Raw genomic sequence first — 23,506 nt, 5'->3', positions numbered from 1 at the left:
AGAGATATTGAGACGAATTTTATTTCAAAGTTAGATTAAACATCATCTGTAGAAAACTCAGAGGTAAATCAATCTAAGTGTATAGTACTAGTTTAAACTTTTTTCATTGTATAAAGTAATCAACGTCATGCTGAACTTGATTCAGTATCACACCCTGAGAATGAAAATTAGATTACAAACTTTCTTTCTGAAACTCTTTTTCTACTTTTTGTTCTACTTCAGCAATATCAAGATGGTTTACCAATTCCATAATTTCTTCTGGAGACATGTAGAGTTTTCTAATTCTGTTTTTATACTTAGGCGAAATACTGGTATTGTTTAAAATAAAATTCTTCGTCGCCAAAATATATTGATACATTCCGTGTTTTACAGCATAAGTATCTGCGGCACGTTCTACCTCTTGAATGTGTGCGGTTGAGAATAAATATTTAAATCCAAAGATAATCATCCCGAATGTGCCTCTGTGCAAATAATCTACTATATGGCCTAATTCGTGCCCAATCCATCCAATAAGCACATCATCTTCCACATTTAAAATAGAAAATTCTTCCTCTTCAATTTGAAATTTCTCAGAAATTAAAATTACGTAGGCTCTATTTTTTTTACTTTTAAAAATACTTTTAAAAGCAGGTTGGGCCTGCATGGTAGATTTTTTAATCTCTTTTTTAAACCGAAATGCAATAGGAGTATCTTTTAATTGCGGATAGTAACTCAAAGCAACTTCTACTTGATCTTTTATAGAAAGCGGTATTTCTTTGTTGGTAAAATTCATTTTAATATTATTATCTTCACAAATTAAGTTTTTTAAGACAGAAACCCTGTTAAGCTATTCTAAAACTTCAGTATGAAAAAACTTTTGCTTATTACTCTACTTGCAATTTTTTCAACTTCTTGTAGTAGAATATACCTTGGTTTAGTTAGTTCTAAAAATGTAAAAACAGAAACTTTTTATAATGAAGAATTGGATAAAACATTGGTATGTTTTCCCATGATTCACCTTAATAAGCCTGAATTTTATGAAGATGTGAAAGTGAAGTTGCATGATTTAAGAGAAAAAGGGTATGTGGTTTATTATGAGGGAGTAAAGTTTGATAGTTTAGCCATGTCTAAACCTAAAACTGATACTTTGAAAAGAAAAATGCGAAAGTTGTTAGGTTTTAATTTCACTAATTATGCTGACTCAACAAATAAATCCTTACCTAAATTTTTTAAAAACAAAAAATATACTTTACAAACAAGAGAATCTATAGGCATAAATGAAAAAGATATTAATGTAGATTTCTCCGTTTCAGAAATCATTAATAATTATGAAACCAATCACGGTAAAATAATTTTAACAGAATGTGATTTAGAAACTCCGCTTAACGATAAATATGAATGCAATACTCTGCCAAAAGTGTATGAAAATGAAGTTATTGTTTATGCTAGAAATGATAAAATTTTTGAAGCAGTCAAGAATAGTCGTCATCAAAAAATAGCACTTGTTTATGGTAGAAAGCATTTTACCAATGCTCTGTATGGTAGATTTCAAGGTAAGGCAGGCTATAAATGGTTGGATAGATGATAAAATATAACTCTTAAAACTTCCTAGCTTTTTAAAATAGAATTCGGCTAAATCCAATATCTTTGCACGCCAAATCAAATCGAGCGATGCAACTTACTGCTTACACCAAAGAATTTAAAAAAAACCTGAATATTGCTTTCCCAGTGATGTTAGGTCAGCTTGGTCATGTATTAGTCGGACTTGCCGATAATATTATGGTCGGTAGACTTGGTGCAGCTCCATTAGCTGCTGTTTCTTTAGGAAATAGCTTAATTTTTATTGCACTATCTGTAGGGATTGGTTTCAGTTTTGCCATTACACCTTTAGTAGCAGAGGCAGATGGGAGTCAAAATATAGAAAAAGGCAGATCCTACTTTCAGCATGGCTTGGTAATGTGTGCCATTAGCGGAATCATTTTATTTTTAGCAGTATGGTTTGCTAAACCGTTACTTTACTATTTAGATCAGCCGCCAGAAGTGGTAGACTTATCGTTACCATACATAGATATTGTAGCTTTTTCTTTACTTCCATTAATGATTTTTCAGGGGTTTAAGCAATTTGGAGACGGACTATCTCAAACCAAATATGCTATGTATGCAACCATAGCCGCTAATGTGGTGAATGTGTTATTCAATTATTTATTGATTTACGGATTTTGGATTTTCCCAAGGCTAGAGTTAGAAGGTGCAGCTATTGGTACGCTTATTTCTAGATTTTTTATGTTAGCCTTTATTTATTTCATTTTAAAATCTAAAGACAAGTTTAAAGATTATTTTATTTGGGCTAAAAAATCATTGCAGAAAGAAGTTTTTAAACGCTTAATAGGCTTAGGTTTCCCAACCGCTTTACAAATGCTTTTTGAAGTAGCAATTTTTACTTCCTCTGTATTTTTGGCAGGTACTTTAGGTACTAATCCACAAGCGGCAAATCAAGTAGCGCTTAATTTAAGTTCTATGACGTTTATGATTGCTGTGGGTATCGGGGTAACGGCTACCATAAGAGTAGGAAACCAAAAAGGGCAACACAATTACACAGAGTTAAGACGAATTGCTTACTCTACTTTTTTGTTGGTGTTTATTATAGAAGCTTTTTTTGCACTAGGCTTTATTCTACTAAAAGATATTTTGCCAATAGTTTATATAGATAATGCCGAAGTAATATTTTTAGCAGCACAATTGTTAATTGTAGCAGCTTTATTTCAATTAAGTGACGGATTGCAAGTAGTAATTTTAGGAGCATTAAGAGGTTTGCAAGATGTAAGATATCCTACTTTAATTTGTTTTATTTCTTATTGGATTATTGGTTTTCCTATTTCTTTTTTCTTAGGAAAAGAAGACGCCATGGGAAGTATGGGTATTTGGATAGGTCTGCTGGCAGGTTTGTCCGCTTCTGCAATAATGTTGTATATTCGGTTTAATTATTTAAGTAAAAAATTAATAGAAAGAGGTGTAATTAAAGACCTCATTTAACAAGCATATAATGGAGTTTCCAAAGTTTTTATTAGGAGATAATACAGATTATCCTGAAGCAATTTTTGTAGTACATACAGAGTTTCCGCGTTTTATTATTAATCTTCAAGACGATGAAGTAGAGTGGCTAGAAGATTTTGATAAAAGTGACCAAGAAGAGTTAGAGAACGAAGCAGAAAATTTAATAAGAGAAGCTTCAGAGTTTTATGATCGTGAAGTAGAACGTTACCAAGAAAATGAGTAATGAATGAATTACTTCAGCTAGATCAAGAGCTATTTTTATATTTAAATAATCTCGGTTCAGAAACGTGGGATTGGTTTTGGGTATTTATTACGCATAAATTATCCTCTATTCCGCTCTACGCATTTTTGTTATACCTTCTTTATAAAAACTACGGACTAAAGCCTACTATTTTTACCGTGGTTTTGGTGGCTGGTTTAATTACCTGTACAGATCAATTAGCCAATGTGTTTAAAGATTATTTTATGCGCCCCAGACCTTGCAAAGAAGCTTTTATTGCAGAAGGGAGAATGTTATTAGATTACTGTGGTAGTTATGGGTATTTTTCTGCACACGCCGCTAGCTCTATGGCGTTAGCATTCTATCTAGGTAATATTTTAAAGCGCTGGTATAAATATGCTTTAGCTGGTTTAATTTTTTGGGCAGCAGTAGTTGGTTATAGCAGAATATATGTAGGAAAACATTATCCAGGAGATGTACTTACAGGAATGTTAATAGGCGCTTTGTTAGGATTTTTATTTTACAAACTACAACAGTGGTTGGTTGCAAAATATGCTTCTTAGTTATTCTTTTTTAGTAAGTAAAATTTTCTAATTAGTCTGCTTTTGTAACCTCCTTTTTCAGGATTTACATAATTTAAATCATACCTGTCAGAAGCAATAATGGTGTGATTGCTGTATTTTTTTACAATGGTAGAATCTTCTTCTAGCATCATTATTCCGAAGATTTTTTCCTGCGGAATATATAAACTATCTCTTTCTACTACGTGTATAGGTTCTCCGTATTCCCAGATGATTTCAGGCGTTTTTCCGCCGTAATCGTAAATTTTAAAGTTTTCTTTTTCTGCTAATTTGTGTAATTCATCAAAATTGTGAAACTTAGGATTGTCTAGCAGAATATCTACCAAAGGAAATCCAAAGCATATCACCACACAAGTAAAAACAATAGTAGCGTAAAATACTCTTTGGAATAACTGATTTCTAAAACTCTGAACAATCACTACCGAGACACAAACTAAGCCTACTGAAGTCAACAAAAAGTAAATCCAATAAATACCTTGAAGCTCTAAAAAGAAATAGCTGCCAATAGGAAAAGCAAAGCCAATAAAAGCAATTAAACCATAATTAAAATAAACAGGCCATTTTTCTTTTTTAGGTAAATCTTTAAATCTTCTAATTAAATACTCTATGTAAAAGCTAGTGTTAAACCCCATTGGGATTAACACAGGTAATAAGTATCTAGATTTTTTTTCAGGAATAATAGACAGTAAAATAACGGTGATTATAGTCCATAAAAAAGAAAATAAATATGCTTTTTTATTTATTACTTTATTTTTTAAATAAGGGTATAATAGGGCAATAAAAGAAGGGATTGTCCATATTCCGCTCTGCGTGAAAAAACTCCAGTAATAGTAGAAAGGTCTAATATTGTAACTACCCCAATTTGCAGCTTCTTTAGTTGCAATTTCTATAAAAGCAGCAGGGTCTGCCCATCTTACATATACAAACCACCAACCCCCAATAACTAAACCAATGAAGATAAAGAGTAATAATGGTAAAATACGCTTTTTAATATTTGTAAACTTATAAACAATACCATAACTAATTAAAAATGGAAGTAATAAAGCATAAAGAGAAACAGGGCCTTTACTTAACAGCGATAAACCAAAGAAAAATGATGCTAAAATTGCATTTTTATACAAGTTATTCTCCATGCTAAAAAGTTTCCAAAGAAAATAAATAGAAACCATCATAAATGCGTGGGTAAAAATATCCCATTGTCCGTTTCTTCCAGAAAATATAATATAAAAAGAAGTAGCTAAAATTAAAGAAGCATGAAAAGCATGTTCTTTACTAATTTTAAATTTAGGTAGGGTTTTATAAAAACTAAAAATGAGCAACAGAGAGCATAAGGCAGCGGGTAGTCTTAAAAATACAATATTTTTGAACCCTGCAATGCTTCCAAAAATAGCAGTTAACCAAGTTGGTAATGGTGGTTTTTGGTAACGAGGTACATTATTTAAAGTAGTTAATAGCCAATGGTCTAAATTTACCATCTCACGAGCGCTAATAAAATTTCTCGCCTCCATGATGTTTATGTAAATGGCATCTAGATTAACAAAGAAGATTAAGCCAATTACAATAATTAACTGATAACTATAGCTATTTTTTTTATGCTCCATTTTTTCTAATCATCATTATATTACGAATATAAATAAAGCTTCCTGTAATATGACCTATAAACAAAACAGGATCTTTTCTTAAGATAGCGTAAATTAAAATTAATATAGCACCAATTAAGCTAAGTACCCAAAAACCAAGTGGTAAGCTAGACTCTTTTCTTTTTTCAGAATAAATCCATTGATAGAAGAATCTAAAATTAAATATTACTTGTGCAGAAGAGCCTAAAACTAATAACCACAAAGGAATAGCATCATTAGAAAATAATTTTTGAAGATCGTAGGTGTTGTTATTGTAAGAGTAAATAACAATTAATGTAGGGAATATGTATAGAAATATTTGCAACCATTTAGGGGCTTTTTGCCACTCGCCTTGCAGTTGTAAATTTCTAATATAAATAAAATAAGTAATGGCTTGGCCAAGCATAATAGCAAAATCGTTTCTTAAATATCCGTAAACAAATAATAAAAAAGAGGCTATTAAACTAAGCTTCCAGAAAAGAGAAGGGGTAAGAACTTTTTTATGTTTTTCAGAAAGTATCCATTGTAAAATTAGCCTTCCAGAAAAAAGTAACTGAGCAATTAAGCCTACACTGTAGATTTGCCAACTGCTCATGCTTTTTTACTTACCGTATAGTTAATGTATTTTTTCTTCATCCATAAATAAGCAAAACAATCTAAAAACGGCCCAATTAATCTATTCATTAAATGAAATTTTGCTTTTCCGGCAATTCTAGGGTAATGTCTTACAGGTATTTGCACTACTTTACCATTTTGCAGTAAAATCATGGCAGGCAAAAAGCGGTGTAAACCTTTAAACATAGGTATTCTTTTTGCAAAATCTGCTTTAATTACCTTTAAAGGGCATCCAGTATCATCCATTTCATCATGTGTGAAACTTCTTCTAATACCATTTGCAATTTTAGAAGACATATTCTTTTTAAAAGAATCTTTCCTGTTAGATCTTACCCCCGTTACCAAATCAAAAGGGCCAATTTTTTCTAAAAGTAAATTAAAATCTTCTGGGTCTGTTTGTAAGTCGGCATCTATGTAACCAATAAGTGGAGTTTCAGCATAATCAAAACCAGCTTTAATAGCAGCGCTTAAACCTTGATTTTTTTCAAAAGAAATAAAATGAAAAGCCTCTTGTCTCTTACAAATTTCTTCTACCAATGGTAAACTATTATCTGTAGAGCCATCGTCTACAAAAAGAACACAGCTCTTTTTTATGGAAGTGGTTAAAAATTTAGAAAGTTCTTTTTCAACTCTTAGAAGATTTTCTTCTTCATTATAGAGAGGGATGATAATTGTAAAATCGTAATTCATATGAATTATTTGGATTGCAAATGTATTAATAATTGTAAATTTTATTTAAAACTTTTAACTGAATAGTATTATTTTATTAAGAGTTTGTATTTTGCACCTTAAATTATTTACTAACCGGATATAAACATCCTATGAAAATATTGATAACTGGTGCTGCCGGTTTTATAGGTTCACACACTGCAGAGCGTTTTGTAAAAGAAGGTCACGAAGTTGTTGGTTTAGACAATTTTAATACTTACTACGATATAGAGTTAAAGAGGCTTAACGCAAAAGACCTTATAGCTGTGGGGGTAGAGATAATAGAAGTAGATTTAAGAGAAGAAGAAAGCTATAAACCTTTGCCTAAAGATTTTGATGTAATTATTCATTTTGCAGCTCAGCCAGGTATTTCTAGCAGCTGCACTTTTGAAGAGTATCTTACTAATAATATTATTGCTACAGAAAAATTAATCAAATTTGCACATCAAAATAAAGAGCTTAAGCAATTTGTAAATATAGGTACATCTTCTATCTACGGTCTAGAAGCTACTTTCCCTGAAGGTATTGCACCAATGCCTGCTTCTAATTACGGAGTTACAAAATTAGCTGCAGAGCAGTTAGTTTTGGCAGAGTCTAGAAGTAAAAGACTTAATGCTTGTAGTTTAAGGTTATATTCTGTTTATGGTCCACGAGAAAGACCAGAGAAGCTTTATACTAAACTTATTGCTTGTGCTTTTAATAAGGAAGCTTTCCCTTTATTTAATGGTAGTGAAAAGCATTTAAGAAGTTTTACCTATGTAGGTGATATTGTAGATGGTGTGTTGGAAGTAGTAAAAAACTACGAGATTGTAAATGGAGAGATTATTAACTTAGGTACAGAAGTAGAGCATACTACAAAAGATGGGATAAATTTTGTAGAAGAGTTACTAGGTGAAAAAATAGAAATGAATGTTATTGATAAACGCCCAGGCGATCAATGGCGTACAAATGCTAATATAGATAAAGCTAAAAGGCTTTTAAATTATAACCCAACTACGGGACTTAAAGAAGGCTTAGAGAAACAAATAGCTTGGTATAAAGAAAAGTTTTTATAGTTCTTTAGCTAGATCAAGTAAGAAGTTAGCAGCAACAAAAGGTGTAGTTTCATTATTTTCTATAGCTTTTAGTTGCTGTTTTAGTTTTTCTTTTATTTCTGGCTGTTGGTAAAAATTGGCTTTTAACTTATCGTTAATGGTTTGTAGCAACCAAAACTTGTTCTGTTCTTTTCTTTTATGCTGAAAGTAACCATTTTCTTTAGTAGAATTTTCATAAGTAGTAATCATATTCCAAACCTCTTCAATACCTTGTTGTTGTAAAGCACTAGCTAATTTTACTTTGGGTTGCCAGCCACTTTCTGTAGTAGGGTAGAGGTGTAGAGCTTTTCTAAATTCAGATTTTGCTTGTTGTGCAGGTTTCTTGTTTTCTCCATCGGCTTTATTAATTACAATGGCATCTGCCATTTCCATAATACCTCGTTTAATACCTTGCAATTCATCTCCAGCTCCTGCTAATTTTAGTAGAAGAAAAAAATCTGTCATACTGTGAACCATTGTTTCACTTTGGCCAACACCTACGGTTTCAATTAAAATCACATCAAAACCAGCAGCTTCACACAAAATAATAGACTCTCTAGTTTTTTGCGCCACACCACCAAGAGAGTCTCCAGAAGCAGTTGGTCTTATAAAAGCATTTTCTTGCTTTACTAATTCTTCCATTCTCGTTTTATCACCTAAAATACTTCCGTGAGAAATAGAACTAGATGGGTCAATAGCTAATACAGCAACTTTTTTATTTTGACAGATAAGATAATTACCTAAAGCTTCAATAAAAGTACTTTTACCTACACCAGGAACACCGGTAATACCTACTCTTAAAGAGTTATTGGCATAAGGTAAGCACCCTTCAATAATAGTATTTATTGCTGGAGTGTGTTTTATTTGTCTACTCTCAATTAGTGTAATTGCTCTACTTAATGCAGTTTTATTACCATTGGTAATTTCTTTTACCAGTTGGGTAGGATTAATTTTCTTTTTTCTTAACTCTTTTATACGTTCTGCACTTTTAGTACTTATACTAGGATTAGAATTAGTACCTTGGCTATTACTAAGGGCAGTATTTTTATTTGGTGTAATCAAAAGTTGAAAAAATTATTTAGCACAAATTTATGAATTCATTTTTGAAAAGACCTTATGAACTGTTTATATTCAATTTTCCAAAAACTAAAATTTTAAATTATGAAAAAGCTTTATACCGCAAAAGCGACAGCAGCGGGAGGAAGATCAGGAAGCGTTAAAACTGAAGACTCTAAAATAGATTTATCTTTAAGTGTACCTAAAGGTTTAGGTGGAGATGGAGGTGAAGGTACTAACCCAGAGCAATTATTTGGTTCTGCTTATGCAGCTTGCTATGGAGGTGCTTTAGAACTTATTGCAGGACAAGAAGGTGTAGATATTGGTGATTATACAGTTACAGCGACAGTAAGTATAGGTAAATCTGAAGAAGGAGATTTAGATCTTGAGGTTATTTTAGATACTTATTTACCAGGAGTAGATGTAGAAACTGGAGAAGATTTAGTAAATAAAGCCCATGAAGTTTGCCCATACTCTAGAGCCACTAGAGATAATATAGATGTTACTTTAAACTTATTATTAGATGAGTAATTAATAACAAAGTATTATTTTTAAAAAAAAAGCCTCTGTTATTTCAGAGGCTTTTTTTTATTCAACTTCAGTAAAGGGAACCGCAATTACTGTATGATCCCAAGCTAAAAACATTACATTTAGGTTTAGTTGATCAGCAAAATATACAGTAAATTGTTCTACGGTTTTTAAATTTTTGTTTACAGGGACCTCTAAGATTAATGCGTCAAAATCTTCATCTCTAGCTGCTTTTTGTGTGGTAAGGTCTATGCCCCAAGTGTACATTTTGCTATTAAAAATAATTTTCCAAGAATCTTGGTTAGGGATTGTCCACAAGGTATATTTTCCAGATTTTAGTCTAGTGCCATCCACTAAAATATCTTTATTTGTTTCAAAAATGGTAGCCTCGTTAGCACCAGTTCTCCACACTTCACCATAGGGCACTAAGTCTCCAAAAATATCACGTCCTTTTTTATAAGGTCTATTATAAGTAACATTTACCTTTAAAGAACCTTTTTGATATTGAGAAGTATCTTCTGGACTGTAAGATTTTGTCTCTCCTTTCCAAATATAAAAACCAAGAGCACCTCCTAATACAATTACTATTAGAATTATTGTAGTCCATTTCAACTTTCTTCTCATTGCTAAATTTTTCTGCTAAATTTAATTAATAATTTTGCAACAAGAGATATTTTAAGATGTCTTTATAAATGAACAGAAACTAACCAAGATTATTTTGTTACAAACAGAACTCATAGAAGCTTGCAAGCGAAATGACAGAAAGGCTCAGATGCAACTATACAATAAGTATTGTGACGGGATGTATTATGTAGCGTTACGATTTTTAAAAAATACGCACGATGCAGAAGAGGCTATGCAAGAGGGATTTATACAAGCTTTTTTAAAGTTACATCAATTTACAGGGGAAGTTACTTTTGGTGCTTGGCTAAAGCGAATAGTAATCAATAAAAGTATTGATATGCTAAAAGCGAAGAAGATGAACTTTACTGCGATTAATGAACAAACTTTAGGCACAGTTGAAGAAGATAATAATTGGTCTATTAATGATGATGTTACTATAGATTTAGTGAAAGCAGAAATAGAACAATTACCAGAAAAGTATAAATATCCTGTAATGTTATTTTTAATAGAAGGGTATGATCATGACGAAATTTCAGAAATATTAGGGATTACCGCGGTAAGTTCTAGAACACTAGTACACCGAGGAAAGAAAAAATTACAGAAAAAATTAAAAACATATTACCATGGCACAGGATCTTAGAGAGTTATTTAAAGAAGATAGAGCGGGAGTGCAACAAACAGCTATGTTAAAAAATCACGAAAAAAGATTTGAGCAATTGTTAGAACAACGCCTGCCGCAAGCAGAAACTGTTTCTGTAACCAGTAATAACAAGTTTTACTGGATGAAAATTGCAGCAGTGCTAGTAGTAGCCGTTAGTTTATTTTCTTGGTTTGCAGTACAAAACTTAAATGCACCTGTAGATAGTGTAGTGGTAAATACTTCTACTACCTTAGATAAAGAAAATAAAGTAGAAAAAGAGGTTTACTTAAGTGATATTTCACCAGAGTTTAAACAAATAGAAGATTATTATTTAGCTAATATCAATACAGAGTTATCTCAACTTACAGTAACCAAAGAAAATAAAGAGTTAATAGATTCTTTTATGGTTCAGTTAAAACAATTAGATAAAGAATATGGTCGCCTAAATGCAGAAATTAAAGAAACAGGTATAGATGAGCAAACGGTAAGCGCGCTAATTAACAATTTAGAATTAAGGCTAGATCTTCTGTTCAAATTAAAAGATAAGCTAAAAGAAATAAAAAAAGAATCCTTACAACAAATTCAAGGAGAGCAAATTTAAAGAAAAATGAAAAAGAATATATTTAATTCTCTTGTAATAACAATTTTACTGTTATTACAAGCTAGCATATATGCTCAAACTGTAGTAGATAAAACAAAAGAATCTTATAACGTAGAAGAAGGTGTTATTATAGACTTAAACACGAAGCGTACCAATGTTATTTTTGAAACTTGGAACAGAGATGAAGTGGAAATTGAAGCACAAGTATCTTCTAAAGATTTGTCTAAAGAGCAATTACAGCAAATTGCAAATTCTTGGAGGTTAGAGGTACTGGGTAATAGCAATAAAATTTCTATAATCTCTAATGGAGTAGATGCTAGTTATGGTGGTTTTTCTGAAATGGGAAATGCAATAAGTGCTCTTAATTCAGAAATGATAGAGCCACTAATGCAAAATATGATTGGACCAATGCTAAAAGAAATGTCTACTAACTCATTGCCACCTCAATTTGTAGAAAACTTAAGTAATTTAAAGTTTGATTATGAAGCATATCAAAACGAAGGAGAAGCTTATGTAGAGAGGTATGAAAAACAAGTAGAAGATAAATTTGGTAAAAACTTTGCTCAAGTGATGGAAGAATGGGGGCAAAATGTAGAGAATGATGCAGAAGTTTGGGCAACCCAATTAGAACGTAAGATGGCAGCCATGAAAAGTAGTGGTGAGATGGCAAAACGAGAAGCAAGTTTAGAAAAGCGATTAGAAGAGTTAGGAGAAAATTTTGCACAACGTATGGAGGCTTGGGCTAGCCAATTTGAAGGAGGCAATGGTAGTGTTACAAAAACAATAACTACTACTCCAAATGGTCAAACAGTAAGAATGTTTTACTCTAGCGGTAATAATTTAAATACTTCTACTAGTGTTAATGAGAAATTAAAAAGAACTCTAGTAATTAAGGTGCCTAAAAATGCAAAAATTCAATTAAACGTAAGACACGGTCATTTAAATTTTGATGATGATATAAATAATGTAAGAGGTAGTATTGCTCACGCCACATTTACTGCTAAAAGTATAAATGGTAAAAACAATGCTTTAGATATTGCATACTCACCGGTAAATATTGAAAACTGGGAACACGGAAGCATTAATATGAGTTACGTGAAAGAGGGTAACATTACCGCTGCAAAAAGTATAAAACTAAATGCTAATGCTAGTGATGTAGTAATAGATAATTTAGAAGAAACCGGGATTATAGCAGGGTCTTTTGGTGAGCTTACTATTAGTGAAACGGGAGATAATTTTAAACGTTTAGATATAAGTTTAGAGAACAGTGATTTAATATTAAAATTACCAAACTCTTCTTTCAATTTTACTTACAATGGCTCTAGAAGTGATGTAAAAATACCAGAAAAATTGAAAACAAATGTGATGGATAGTTATGGTAACCAATTAATTAATGGTTTTCATAAAACAAGAAATACCGATAATATTATAAATATAAATGCTAGATTTAGTGATATACTTATAAAATAAGCAGGAGAATTAAATTAATTATGTTTGGTTTTAGATTAAGTTAAGGTTTGCAAAACCTCCTGTTTTATAAAATGTTTTGTTCGTAAGGGCAAAACATTTTTATTTGTACAAAAAACAGGAAATTATGATAGATTTTTTAACTACTGTAAATACTAATTTTATAACTCTCATTGAAGGGTTTAAAAAAGAAGATTACTTAAAATTAGACTTGTCTATCCATAATAAATCACTACAGAAAATAGATTTTACTTCTGCAGAAAAAATGGAGAAGTATATAGAAAATAAGCTACAGTCTCAATCAAAAAAGATAGGTTATGGTGGCTATTTAGAGCATAGAGATTTATACAGCCGAAGTACTTATTTTAATGAAAGTGAAGAAGAAAAAAGAAACATACATATTGGGTTAGATATTTGGAGCAAAGCAGGCTCTAAAGTAGTTACTCCCTTAGCAGGAAAAGTACACAGTTTTAAAAATAACTTGAACTTTGGTGATTATGGACCTACTTTAATTCTAGAACATTGTATAGAAAATACTACATTCTACACTCTTTATGGTCATTTGAGTTTAGCTTCTATAACAAACTTAAAAAAAGGTAAAGAATTTAAAAAAGGAGAGGTGATAGCTACTTTAGGGACTTCAAAAGTTAATGGAGATTATGCGCCACACCTTCACTTTCAAATAATTTTTGATTTACAAGGAAATAAAGGAGATTATCCTGGCGTAAGTTCTAATGGTAAATTAAACTTTTATGCCAAAAATTGTCCTGACCCTAACTTACTTCTAAATATAGATTAATTTTTAGGCGCTGGTTTTTTTAAAATTGCAGCAATAATAGCAGAAGTAACAATACCCATTGCTAAATTAAATACAATTGCATCTATAATATTAGCTTTAAGATTGTATATATCTTGCGCGCTTTTAAGAGAAGTGCCTCCTCGCTCAGAGAGTTGTTTGGCAGCTAAGTCAAAGTAGTCTGGAGAAATAACTTCTGCAAAATTATATTGAAGTAGCGGAGTTAAAATGCATATAATAACAGAAATAACTCCCCCACAAATTAAACCCTGTTCCCAAGTCATAGAATAATTATACCTAACTTTTCTTTTCTCTCTTAAACCAAGGGTAAGAATAATTATAAAAAGTAGAGGGATGATAATTAGATTAGTAAAAATTTGATGTTTAAAAATAGCGTCACTATGCCATCCTAAACTTTTTTCTACATACATCCAAATTAAAGAAATTACGCTAAAAATTGCAGCCCACTTTAATTCTATATTGAAATTTTTCATGAAATTGATTACTATAAATAGAGATGGTAAAAATATAAAACCTATTTCATAAACTCACGTAAATGCTGCACCCAAGTTTCTCTTTCGTTTACTACAAATTGAAATGTTTTCCCTTCTTTGGTAATTACCTTTAAACCATTATCTACAATTTTGGCAGTTTTGCAAGGGAGTAACTCTTGTATGGAAGTGTAAGGTATTTTTGTTGTTCCTTTTTGAATGTTTAGTTTATGAGAGTTGAATATAAGGTGCGTTTCTGTTAAAAATATTTTACCTCCAACAGCTTCTATTCCTCTGTATAAATTAGCGGGTCCCTCATAAATAATTTTATCTAAAGAAACACTTTCTGTATTTTTAGTAAAGAAATTAGTGATTTGTTTTGATTTTTTCTGAAGTAGATAGGTAAACCCTAGTCCAAAGACTAATCCAAAAAATATACTTTGAAATGCGATAGAAGTTAAAGATTGTTTCTCCAGAGGTGAAATAAATTGAATAGCATATAGAATTACTCCGTAGCCAATAGTTGTGATTATAGCTAGTTTAAGATGAAGTTTCCAAGTTATTTCTGTAAGTGTGTATCCTATTTTCATATTGTAAAAATAAAAAATCCCGAATAATTTATCCGGGATTTTTATAAAAATATCAATAATAAAGTTTATGCTTCTGTTAAAACCCATTGTCCGCTTTGTATTAACGGAATTGCTTGCTTGTATTTTAAATCTCTATTTTCTCCTGTAGCAACATTTTTAATAGTCACTTTATCGTTACGATTAATTTTTGGTTGCTCTCTTACAATTGTTTCTGTAACCGCAGGTCTTTGTTGTGCTTGCTCTCCAGCAGCTCTATTTTGTGAAGCGCGCTCATCAATATTTGGTATTTCTTCTTTACTGGTTTGCACTTGCTCTTTTGGAGCTTCTACTGCTTCTTGAATGTTGTTTTGCTGTTGTTGAGGTATTTCACCTTTAAACAAGAAAGAGATTACATCTTTATTTACTTCATCTAGCATTGCTTTAAATAATTCAAAAGCTTCAAACTTGTAAATTAATAAAGGGTCTTTTTGCTCGTGAACGGCTAACTGTACACTTTGTTTTAACTCATCCATTTTTCTTAAATGAGTTTTCCAAGCATCATCTATAATTGCTAGAGTAATATTCTTTTCAAAATCGGTAATTAACTGTTTACCTTCAGTTTCATAAGCTTTCTCTAGGTTGGTAGCTACATTTAAAGTTTTAGTTCCGTCAGAAAATGGCACTGCTATTCTTTCAAACTTAGAGCTTTGTTGTTCGTATACATTTTTAATTACAGGGAAAGCAGCATCTGCATTACGCTTCATTTTTTCCTGGTAATTTTTGTAAGCTTCGTTGTATACTTTTGCGCTTAAGTCTTGCGCATTCATTTTTTCAAACTCTTGCTCGGTAACAGGAGAGTCCATTGAGAAATATCGGATTAATTCAAACTCAAAGTTTTTATAATCCATTGCTGCTTTATTCGTTTCTGCAATTGCTTCAGAAATATCAAAAATCATGTTAGCAATATCTACTCTTAAACGTTCTCCAAATAATGCGTGGTAACGACGTTTGTAAATTACTTCACGTTGCGCATTCATCACATCATCATACTCTAATAAACGCTTACGTACACCAAAGTTATTTTCTTCAACTTTTTTCTGTGCTCTTTCTATAGATTTAGAAATCATTCCGTGTTGAATAACTTCTCCTTCTTCTAGACCCATTCTATCCATTAATTTGGCAATTCTTTCAGAACCAAATAAACGCATTAAATTATCTTCTAAAGAAACATAAAATTGAGAGCTACCTGGGTCTCCTTGACGTCCCGCACGACCTCTTAACTGTCTGTCTACACGACGAGAATCATGACGTTCTGTACCAATAATTGCTAAACCGCCAGCGTCTTTAACCTCTTTACTTAATTTTATATCTGTACCACGACCTGCCATATTGGTAGCTATGGTTACAATACCAGATTTACCTGCTTCTTCTACAATATCTGCCTCTTTTTTGTGCAATTTAGCATTTAGTACGTTGTGAGGTACGTTTCTAATTTTAAGCATTCTACTTAATAATTCAGAAATTTCTACAGACGTAGTACCAATTAAAACAGGACGACCAGCTTTAGAAAGTTTGGTAACCTCTTCTATTACGGCATTGTATTTTTCACGTTTAGTTTTGTAAACTAAATCATCTTTATCTTTTCTTGCAATTGGTCTATTAGTTGGTATTTCTACCACATCTAATTTGTAAATTTCCCAAAGTTCTCCCGCTTCTGTTACTGCTGTACCTGTCATACCAGATAACTTCTTGTACATTCTAAAGTAATTTTGAAGGGTAACTGTAGCAAAAGTTTGTGTAGCATCTTCAATTTTTACATTTTCTTTTGCTTCAATTGCTTGGTGAAGACCGTCACTATAACGACGACCATCCATAATACGACCTGTTTGCTCGTCTACAATTTTCACTTTATTTTCCATGACAACATACTCGGTGTCTTTTTCAAATAAAGTATATGCTTTTAGTAATTGGCGTAGTGTGTGAATTCTTTCACTTTTTACACTAAACTCTCTAAATAAGTCTTCTTTTTTCTCTGCTTCTTCTTCTTTAGATAGCCCTAAGCTTTCTATTTTAGAAACTTCTATGCCCATTTCTGGCATTACAAAGAAATCTGGGTCATCTTTTCCTGAAAGAAATTCAACCCCTTTATCGGTAAGATCTATTTGATTATTTTTTTCTTCAATCGTGAAATAAAGTTCTGCATCTATTTTATGCATTTCACGGTTGTTGTCTTGCATGTATTGATTCTCGGTTTTTTGAAGCAATTGTTTTATTCCTTCTTCACTCAAGAATTTTATTAAAGCTTTATTTTTAGGAAGACCTCTGTAAACTCTTAATAGTAAGAAACCTCCTTGTTTTGTATCTCCGCTAGCTATTAATTTTTTAGCTTCAGCAAATACACCTACTAAATACTTACGTTGCGCTTCTACAATTTTAGAAACCTGTGGTTTTAGTACATCAAATTCGTGTACATCTCCTTTAGGTACAGGGCCAGAAATAATTAATGGAGTACGAGCGTCATCTACTAATACAGAATCTACCTCATCTACAATCGCGTAATTATGTGGTCTTTGTACTAAGTCATCTGGAGAGTGACTCATATTGTCACGTAAATAATCAAAACCAAATTCGTTATTAGTACCGTAAACAATATCTGAATTGTATGCTTTACGTCGAGCTGCAGAATTTGGACGGTGATAATCTATACAATCTACGCTTAAGCCATGAAACTCAAAAATAGGAGCCATCCACGCACTATCACGTTTTGCTAAATAATCATTTACAGTTACTAAATGTACTCCACGACCAGTTAATGCATTTAAATAAACAGGAAGGGTAGCAACTAAAGTTTTCCCTTCACCAGTTTGCATTTCTGCAATTTTACCTTGGTGCATAGCAATACCTCCAATTAGCTGTACATCGTAATGAATCATGTCCCAGGTAACTTGTTTACCAGCAGCATTCCAAGAGTTTCTCCATAATGCTTTATCCCCTTCTAGAGTAACATGTTCTTTAGTAGCAGATAATTCTCTATCAAATTCAGTAGCAGCAACTTCTAAAGTTTCATGGTGAGTAAAACGTTTAGCTGTTTCTTTAACTACGGCAAAAGCTTCTGGAAGAATTTCATTTAAAACAGCTTCAGAAAGAGTGTAAGTCTCGTCTTTTAAGCCATCTATTTGTGCGTAGATATCTTCTTTTTCAGAAATATCATCAGATTCTTCTGCTTTTTTACGAAGATCTACAATTTGTTGATCAACGTCTTTGGTTGCTTCTTTTATTTTTTGTTTAAAAGAAGTGGTTTTATTTCTTAACTCATCTAGTGAAAGTTTTTCAAATTCACTTTCAAGAGCTTTTATTTTATCAACGATTGGTTGAATGGCTTTAACGTCTTTTTCAGACTTATCACCAACAAACATTTTTAATACGGAGTCTAAAAAACCCATAGTGGTTATTGTTTTTTGTTTAAAAATAAGCAAAAAAAAAGCCTCTAGGAGAGACTTTTACTTATACTTTGTTTTGTTTTAATATTCATCTTCATTCCAAAGATAATCTTCATCTGTAGGATAATCTGGCCATATCTCTTCAATAGAGTCATAAGAGTCTCCTTCATCTTCTATAGATTGCAAGTTTTCTACTACTTCAAGCGGAGCACCTGTTCTAATCGCATAATCTATTAACTCGTCTTTTGTAGCCGGCCAAGGAGCATCGCTTAAGTAAGATGCTAATTCTAAAGTCCAATACATCTTCTTGTGTTTTAGTTTTGTGCAAAAATAATTTTTTTGACGTAAATGTCAAGTAAAATATCTATTATTTAATCAAAATTTTTAAGAACGTGTTTTTCAGGTACCTAAACCTCTTTTTTTTGCGTTGAGTTTTAAGTTTAAGAAGATTTTTTGGGTATCCATTTTATTTCTTCTACCTTAAGTGATTTAGACAACATTCGTGCCAGTACAAATAGATAATCTGATAATCTATTAAGGTATTGTAAAATAAATTCGTCAAAAGGTTCTTCTTGGTAAAGTGCTGTGCATAAGCGCTCTGCTCTTCTGCAAACGCATCGCGCTATGTGACAATATGACACGGTTGTATGACCGCCAGGTAAAATAAAATGTGTCATCTCTGGTAAATCTTCATTCATTCGGTCTATTTCTTGCTCTAGAAATTCAATTTCTTTTTGCTGAACTTTTTCTATATCTAATCGTTCTTTTCCATTTTTTAATTTGGCTTTAGCAGGGTCTGTTGCTAATTCTGCACCAATAGTGAAAAGCTGATGTTGTATTTGGTAAAGGTTTTCTTTAAAATATTTTTCTATATTTTGATCTTTAATTAAACCAATATACGCGTTAAGTTCATCAACCGTACCGTAACTATCTATTCTAATATGATGTTTTGGTATTCTAGTGCCTCCAAAAAGCCCTGTTTTACCTTTATCTCCAGTTTTGGTATATATTTTCATTTATTAATCTCTTTTTTTATCGGTTTGGTTTTGTTGTTTTCTTCTGTCATAGAAATTTTTTCTAAAATTTCTAGATTTTCTATCGTATCGCTTCTCTTTATTTCTAGTATTATTTTTTACTACTGCAAAAAACAATACGGCAAGCACGATAATAGTGATAATAAGTTGGGTTTTTTCTGAAATATTTTCTAGCATCTCACAAAATTTTTGTGGAAGGTAAAATATTAAATTAAATTTTTAGATTTGAATTCTGAATTTAACGATGCCTTAGATGTTATTTAATTCCTTAGATTTTGCTATTTTTTTACCTATAGTGTTTATACTCTATTGGTTATTAAAAAAGCAATTAAAAGCACAAAATTTTTTAATTGCAGTAGCGAGTTACATTTTCTACGGAATGTGGGATTGGCGTTTTTTATTTTTAATACTTTTTAGCACTGTTGTAGATTATACAATGGGGTTGTGTATTGAAAAGTCTGCAGAAAAATCAAAAAAGAAAATATTTCTTTGGATAAGTATTTTAGTGAACCTTGGCTTTTTAGGGTATTTTAAATACTCTAATTTTTTTTTAGAAAATTTTATAGGAGCTTTTCAGTTTTTTGGTCAAGAGGTGAATTTTCGAGGTTTAGATATTGTACTTCCGGTAGGTATTAGTTTTTATACTTTTCAAACGTTGAGTTACACAATAGATGCTTATCGAAAAAAGTTAAAACCAACCAAAGATTTTATAGCTTTTACCGCTTTTGTTAGTTTCTTTCCGCAGCTAGTAGCAGGACCTATAGAAAGAGCAACACATTTATTGCCTCAGTTTTATAAAAAGAGAAAGTTTGACTATAGTTTGGCAGTAGACGGAATGCGTCAAATTTTATGGGGGCTATTTAAAAAAGTGGTGATAGCCGATAATTGTGCGCAGTTTGCTAATCAGATTTTTAATAACTCTGGCGATTATAGCGGAAGCACTTTGGTACTTGGGGCTGTGTTTTTTACTTTTCAGATTTATGGTGATTTTTCAGGCTATTCAGATATAGCTATTGGTACCTCTCGGCTTTTTGGTTTTGATTTGATGCGAAATTTTGCCTTTCCTTATTTTTCGAGAGATATCGCAGAGTTTTGGCGCAGATGGCATATTTCTCTTTCTACTTGGTTTAGAGATTATTTATATATTCCGTTAGGCGGAAGTAGAGGGGGTATGTGGATGAAAGTAAGAAATACTTTTATCATTTTTCTAGTCAGTGGTTTTTGGCACGGCGCTAACTGGACATTTGTGGTTTGGGGAGGTTTAAATGCACTTTACTTCTTGCCACTTTTGCTTCAGAATAAAAATAGAAATCATATAGAAGTAGTAGCCTATAATAAAAATCTTCCAAGCTTAAAAGAACTTTTATCTATGGGAAGTACTTTTGTATTAACTGTATTTGCTTGGATTTTTTTTAGAGCAGAAAATTTGGGGCAAGCTTTAAGTTATATTAAAGGAATTTTTCATCGTTCTTTATTTAAAATTCCATCCATTATAGAAGATTGTGAACACGTACTTTTATTACTGATTTTTTTCTTGGTGATAGAATGGTTAGGTAGAAAAAATCAATTTGCTATAGCTGTATTTAATGCTAAATTTACTAGGCCATTAAGATGGGTTTTTTATTCCCTTCTTATTTTAATTATGGCGTTATATATGGTTACAGAAGAAACTCCATTTATTTATTTTCAATTTTAAAAATGATGAAAAAATTTATAATAAATACCATTAAGTTTCTTTTTTTTGCAAGTGTATTTTATGTCTTAGGTTTATTTGCTTTTGGATATTTTCTTACTCCTTCTTTTTTAAAAGGGAATATTAATTACAAGCAAGGAGGGTATGGTCATCTTTATACAAGGTTAAAAGAAGCTAAAACTTTTCAAGATGTAGATTTACTTTTTCTAGGTTCTTCACACACTTATCGAGGGTTTGATAATAGAATTTTTACTAAAGGTGGGTATAGTAGTTTTAATTTAGGCTCTAGCGCACAAACTTCAATTCAAACTAATATTCTTCTTAAAAGATATCTAGATTTGTTGCATCCAAAATTAGTTGTTTACGAAGTCTATCCTGGAACCTTTAGTTCTGATGGAGTAGAGTCTTCTTTAGATTTAATGTCTAATGACTCTATGGATTTTAGCGATTTAAGTATGGCTTTAGAAATAAATAACCTTAAAGTTTATAATACACTTTTTTACGATTTGTTAAGAGAAAAATTACTAACTAATACATTTGTGGAAGATAAAAACAAAGAATTAGATACTTATATATCTGGAGGGTTTGTTTCTAAAGAAATGAAGTATAATAGTAGTCCGCATAAGTATAAAAACCTCAGTAGAAGTTGGGAGCTAAAGGATATTCAGTTTTCTGAATTTGAAAAAAATTTAGAAATGTTAAAAAAGGCTAATATTCATTTTATTTTTGTTTACGCCCCTGTAACCAGTAATCTTTATGAATCTTATAAGAATAATCAAGAATTTGATGTAAAGATGAATGCTTATGCAGAAAAGTACCACACTTCTTATATAAATTTTAATGGTAAATTAAAATTAAATGATTCCTTACACTTTTATGATGCTCACCACTTAAATCAACAAGGAGTAGAAATTTTTAATACATCTTTTATAGATAGTTTAAAAAAAATAGATTTGAATTCTGAATTTAACGATGCCTTAGATGTTATTTAATTCCTTAGATTTTGCCATTTTTCTGCCTATAGTGTTTGTACTCTATTGGTTATTAAAAAAAGGGGTTTGAGGTTTATTTATGCAGGCAGACTGTATTTTTGATGTAAATAACTAATTAAGTGAAAAGTTTACCTCTTCCTCTCGTCACTCTCAATAATTCCATCTCTTAGTCTTATTACCCGATGTGCATGTTCTGCAATGTCTTCTTCGTGGGTGACTAAAATAACCGTGTTTCCAGCTGCATGAATTTCATTAAATAAATTCATGATTTCTACAGAGGTTTTAGAATCTAAATTACCTGTTGGTTCATCTGCTAAAATAATAGAAGGCTTATTTACTAATGCTCTACCTACTGCCACACGTTGGCGTTGACCTCCAGATAGCTGATTGGGTTTATGGTCCATTCTATCTGCTAAACCAACATTTGTTAATACTTCTGCAGCACGTATATTTCTGTCGTGTTTATTTTTTCCTGCATAAATCATTGGGAGGGCTACATTATCTAAAGCAGTGGTGCGAGGTAGTAAATTAAACGTCTGAAAAACAAAACCTATTTCTTTATTTCTTATTTCAGCTAACTCATCATCACTCATTTTACTTACATCTGCTCCGTTTAAAATATAACTGCCAGCAGTAGGAGTATCTAAACAGCCAAGTAGATTCATTAAAGTAGATTTTCCAGAGCCAGAAGGTCCCATGAACGCTACGTATTCTCCTTTTTCAATAATTAAATCTATACCTTTTAAAACCTTTACGGTTTCTTGACCTAATTGAAAATCTCTAGTAATTCCTTTAATGTCTATAACGTTGCTATTCATAGTTTTTGAATGAAATCTAAAGGTAAGACGTTTTTCTTTAAGCTTTGTTACAGATTTGGTGAGGAGTTGTTACAAATGTGTTATGGAGTTCTAGTATTAATTATAAAGATGAGATTCCGTGTCAAGCCCGGAATGACGGTTGCGAGAATGTTTCTCGACTCGGCTCGAAATGACAGAGTTGAAAATGAGTTTTTAATTGGATTTGAATAGGAAGATGAGATTCCGTGTCAAGTCTAGAATGACGGTTACTAGAATATTTCTCGACTCCGCTAGAAATGACAGAGTTGAAATGAGTTTATAGATAAAAGTTCCCTTACTTATGAAGGAGGGGTGCCTGAAAGGCGGGGTGGTTGCTTTATTTCTTGAGCTGTTTTGTAGATTTAAATTAGAAGATGAGATTCCGTGTCAAGTCTAGAATGACGGTTACTAGAATATTTCTCGACTCCGCTCGAAATGACAAATTTGAAATGAGTTTATAGATAAAAGTTCCCCTACTTATGAAGGCGGGGTGGTTGTTTTATTTCTTGAGCTGTTTTGTAGATTTGAATAGGAGGATGAGATTCTGTGTCAAGCCCGAAATGACGGTTGCTAGAATGTTTCTCGATTCCGCTCGAAATGACAAATTTGAAATGAGTTTATAGATAAAAGTTACACTACTTATGAAGGCTGGGTGGTTGCTTTATTTCTTGAGCTGTTTTGTCGATTTAAATTAGAAGATGAGATTCTGCGTCAAGCCCAGAATGACGGTTGCTAGAATGTTTCTCGACTCCGCTCGAAATGACAGAATTGAAATTAGTTTATAGATAAAAGTTTCCCTACTTATGAAGGCGGGGTGGTTGCTTTATTTTTCGAGCTGTTTTGTTGATTTAAATTAGAAGATGAGATTCCGTGTCAAGTAAAGAATAACG

The 23,506-nt window shown here is 31.8% G+C and carries 25 protein-coding genes; 12 read left to right on the top strand and 13 right to left on the bottom strand.

The genetic code is table 11. The features are described 5' to 3' along the window. Window positions 1–172 precede the first annotated feature (172 nt). Entirely contained in the window at window positions 173–772 is a 600-nt protein-coding gene (locus BUC03_RS01920; RefSeq protein ID WP_073147673.1) for a hypothetical protein, read from the bottom strand. A gap of 72 nt (window positions 773–844) precedes the next feature. Here BUC03_RS01920 and BUC03_RS01915 point away from each other — a divergent pair, with 72 nt between their 5' ends. The 4 genes from BUC03_RS01915 to BUC03_RS01900 all read left to right on the top strand — a co-directional run bounded on the left by BUC03_RS01915 (window position 845) and on the right by BUC03_RS01900 (window position 3,816). Further along, entirely contained in the window at window positions 845–1,564 is a 720-nt protein-coding gene (locus BUC03_RS01915; protein WP_073147671.1) for a hypothetical protein, read from the top strand. Window positions 1,565–1,650: 86 nt separating this feature from the next. Continuing rightward, window positions 1,651–3,012, top strand: coding sequence for an MATE family efflux transporter (locus BUC03_RS01910; RefSeq protein ID WP_073147669.1), 1,362 nt, complete (start codon window positions 1,651–1,653; stop codon window positions 3,010–3,012). 10 nt (window positions 3,013–3,022) lie between these two features. Then, on the top strand, window positions 3,023–3,256 hold the full coding sequence (locus tag BUC03_RS01905) for a hypothetical protein (RefSeq protein WP_073147667.1): 234 nt from the start codon (window positions 3,023–3,025) through the stop codon (window positions 3,254–3,256). Beyond that, window positions 3,256–3,816: a phosphatase PAP2 family protein gene (locus BUC03_RS01900; protein WP_073147665.1), complete on the top strand. Its 561-nt coding sequence runs from the start codon at window positions 3,256–3,258 to the stop codon at window positions 3,814–3,816. The genes BUC03_RS01905 and BUC03_RS01900 overlap by 1 nt, the downstream gene beginning before the upstream one ends. Here BUC03_RS01900 and BUC03_RS01895 read toward each other — a convergent pair. From BUC03_RS01895 to BUC03_RS01885, 3 genes are read right to left on the bottom strand one after another with little or no spacing between them, the layout of a single operon-like run. Beyond that, complete coding sequence (locus BUC03_RS01895; protein WP_073147663.1) at window positions 3,813–5,435, bottom strand: ArnT family glycosyltransferase; 1,623 nt, start codon at window positions 5,433–5,435, stop codon at window positions 3,813–3,815. The two genes, BUC03_RS01900 and BUC03_RS01895, sit on opposite strands and share 4 nt — an antisense overlap. Beyond that, complete coding sequence (locus BUC03_RS01890) at window positions 5,425–6,048, bottom strand: lipid-A-disaccharide synthase N-terminal domain-containing protein (protein ID WP_073147661.1); 624 nt, start codon at window positions 6,046–6,048, stop codon at window positions 5,425–5,427. The genes BUC03_RS01895 and BUC03_RS01890 overlap by 11 nt, the downstream gene beginning before the upstream one ends. After that, window positions 6,045–6,758 (bottom strand): glycosyltransferase family 2 protein, encoded by a 714-nt coding sequence (locus BUC03_RS01885; protein ID WP_073147659.1) that lies wholly within the window; start codon window positions 6,756–6,758, stop codon window positions 6,045–6,047. Before BUC03_RS01885 ends, BUC03_RS01890 begins: the two co-directional genes overlap by 4 nt. A 131-nt stretch (window positions 6,759–6,889) precedes the next feature. Here BUC03_RS01885 and BUC03_RS01880 point away from each other — a divergent pair, with 131 nt between their 5' ends. After that, window positions 6,890–7,831: an NAD-dependent epimerase/dehydratase family protein gene (locus BUC03_RS01880; protein ID WP_073147657.1), complete on the top strand. Its 942-nt coding sequence runs from the start codon at window positions 6,890–6,892 to the stop codon at window positions 7,829–7,831. Here the strand turns inward: BUC03_RS01880 and meaB are convergent. Further along, a complete protein-coding gene (meaB, locus tag BUC03_RS01875) occupies window positions 7,826–8,911 on the bottom strand; it encodes a methylmalonyl Co-A mutase-associated GTPase MeaB (protein ID WP_394333494.1) in 1,086 nt (361 codons plus the stop codon). The two genes, BUC03_RS01880 and meaB, sit on opposite strands and share 6 nt — an antisense overlap. 99 nt (window positions 8,912–9,010) lie before the next feature. Between meaB and BUC03_RS01870 the strand changes: the two genes are divergently transcribed. Further along, window positions 9,011–9,436 carry an organic hydroperoxide resistance protein gene (locus BUC03_RS01870; RefSeq protein ID WP_073147655.1) on the top strand — a complete coding sequence of 142 codons (426 nt, stop codon included), beginning with the start codon at window positions 9,011–9,013 and terminating at the stop codon, window positions 9,434–9,436. A gap of 57 nt (window positions 9,437–9,493) precedes the next feature. Here the strand turns inward: BUC03_RS01870 and BUC03_RS01865 are convergent, their stop codons facing one another. Continuing rightward, window positions 9,494–10,057 (bottom strand): DUF2911 domain-containing protein, encoded by a 564-nt coding sequence (locus BUC03_RS01865; protein ID WP_073147653.1) that lies wholly within the window; start codon window positions 10,055–10,057, stop codon window positions 9,494–9,496. Window positions 10,058–10,205: 148 nt separating this feature from the next. On the opposite strand from BUC03_RS01865, the gene BUC03_RS01860 reads away from it, so the two are divergent. From BUC03_RS01860 to BUC03_RS01845, 4 genes are all read left to right on the top strand, one after another. Beyond that, entirely contained in the window at window positions 10,206–10,697 is a 492-nt protein-coding gene (locus BUC03_RS01860; RefSeq protein WP_084112761.1) for an RNA polymerase sigma factor, read from the top strand. Then, complete coding sequence (locus tag BUC03_RS01855; protein WP_073147649.1) at window positions 10,681–11,298, top strand: hypothetical protein; 618 nt, start codon at window positions 10,681–10,683, stop codon at window positions 11,296–11,298. The genes BUC03_RS01860 and BUC03_RS01855 overlap by 17 nt, the downstream gene beginning before the upstream one ends. A 6-nt stretch (window positions 11,299–11,304) precedes the next feature. Further along, window positions 11,305–12,768 (top strand): hypothetical protein, encoded by a 1,464-nt coding sequence (locus tag BUC03_RS01850; protein ID WP_073147647.1) that lies wholly within the window; start codon window positions 11,305–11,307, stop codon window positions 12,766–12,768. Between the two features lie 124 nt (window positions 12,769–12,892). Continuing rightward, on the top strand, window positions 12,893–13,564 hold the full coding sequence (locus BUC03_RS01845; RefSeq protein WP_073147645.1) for a peptidoglycan DD-metalloendopeptidase family protein: 672 nt from the start codon (window positions 12,893–12,895) through the stop codon (window positions 13,562–13,564). Here the strand turns inward: BUC03_RS01845 and BUC03_RS01840 are convergent. From BUC03_RS01840 to BUC03_RS01815, 6 genes are all read right to left on the bottom strand, one after another. After that, a complete protein-coding gene (locus BUC03_RS01840; RefSeq protein ID WP_073147643.1) occupies window positions 13,561–14,055 on the bottom strand; it encodes a DUF4199 domain-containing protein in 495 nt (164 codons plus the stop codon). The two genes, BUC03_RS01845 and BUC03_RS01840, sit on opposite strands and share 4 nt — an antisense overlap. 41 nt (window positions 14,056–14,096) lie before the next feature. Further along, on the bottom strand, window positions 14,097–14,642 hold the full coding sequence (locus BUC03_RS01835; protein ID WP_073148006.1) for a GRAM domain-containing protein: 546 nt from the start codon (window positions 14,640–14,642) through the stop codon (window positions 14,097–14,099). Between the two features lie 65 nt (window positions 14,643–14,707). After that, window positions 14,708–18,064, bottom strand: a complete 3,357-nt coding sequence (gene secA / locus BUC03_RS01830) for a preprotein translocase subunit SecA (RefSeq protein ID WP_073147641.1) — start codon at window positions 18,062–18,064, stop codon at window positions 14,708–14,710. Window positions 18,065–18,142: 78 nt separating this feature from the next. Further along, window positions 18,143–18,364, bottom strand: coding sequence for a DUF2795 domain-containing protein (locus BUC03_RS01825; RefSeq protein ID WP_006989959.1), 222 nt, complete (start codon window positions 18,362–18,364; stop codon window positions 18,143–18,145). A gap of 137 nt (window positions 18,365–18,501) precedes the next feature. Further along, the gene (locus BUC03_RS01820) at window positions 18,502–19,077 is read right to left on the bottom strand and encodes a cob(I)yrinic acid a,c-diamide adenosyltransferase (RefSeq protein WP_073147639.1); all 576 of its coding nucleotides are present in this window, start codon (window positions 19,075–19,077) and stop codon (window positions 18,502–18,504) included. Window positions 19,078–19,080: 3 nt separating this feature from the next. Continuing rightward, entirely contained in the window at window positions 19,081–19,272 is a 192-nt protein-coding gene (locus tag BUC03_RS01815; protein ID WP_073147637.1) for a hypothetical protein, read from the bottom strand. A gap of 76 nt (window positions 19,273–19,348) precedes the next feature. Here BUC03_RS01815 and BUC03_RS01810 point away from each other — a divergent pair, with 76 nt between their 5' ends. Next, complete coding sequence (locus BUC03_RS01810; RefSeq protein WP_073147635.1) at window positions 19,349–20,791, top strand: MBOAT family O-acyltransferase; 1,443 nt, start codon at window positions 19,349–19,351, stop codon at window positions 20,789–20,791. 2 nt (window positions 20,792–20,793) lie between these two features. Continuing rightward, a complete protein-coding gene (locus BUC03_RS01805) occupies window positions 20,794–21,780 on the top strand; it encodes a hypothetical protein (protein WP_200799118.1) in 987 nt (328 codons plus the stop codon). Window positions 21,781–21,908: 128 nt separating this feature from the next. Here BUC03_RS01805 and BUC03_RS01800 read toward each other — a convergent pair whose 3' ends face one another. After that, window positions 21,909–22,598: an ABC transporter ATP-binding protein gene (locus BUC03_RS01800; protein WP_073147633.1), complete on the bottom strand. Its 690-nt coding sequence runs from the start codon at window positions 22,596–22,598 to the stop codon at window positions 21,909–21,911. Window positions 22,599–23,506 lie beyond the last annotated feature (908 nt).

The organism is Mesonia phycicola (genome assembly GCF_900141885.1).
Taxonomy (GTDB): Bacteria; Bacteroidota; Bacteroidia; order Flavobacteriales; family Flavobacteriaceae; genus Mesonia; species Mesonia phycicola.
Note: the sequence above shows the minus strand (reverse complement) of the source record. Positions and strands in the feature narration are given on the sequence as shown.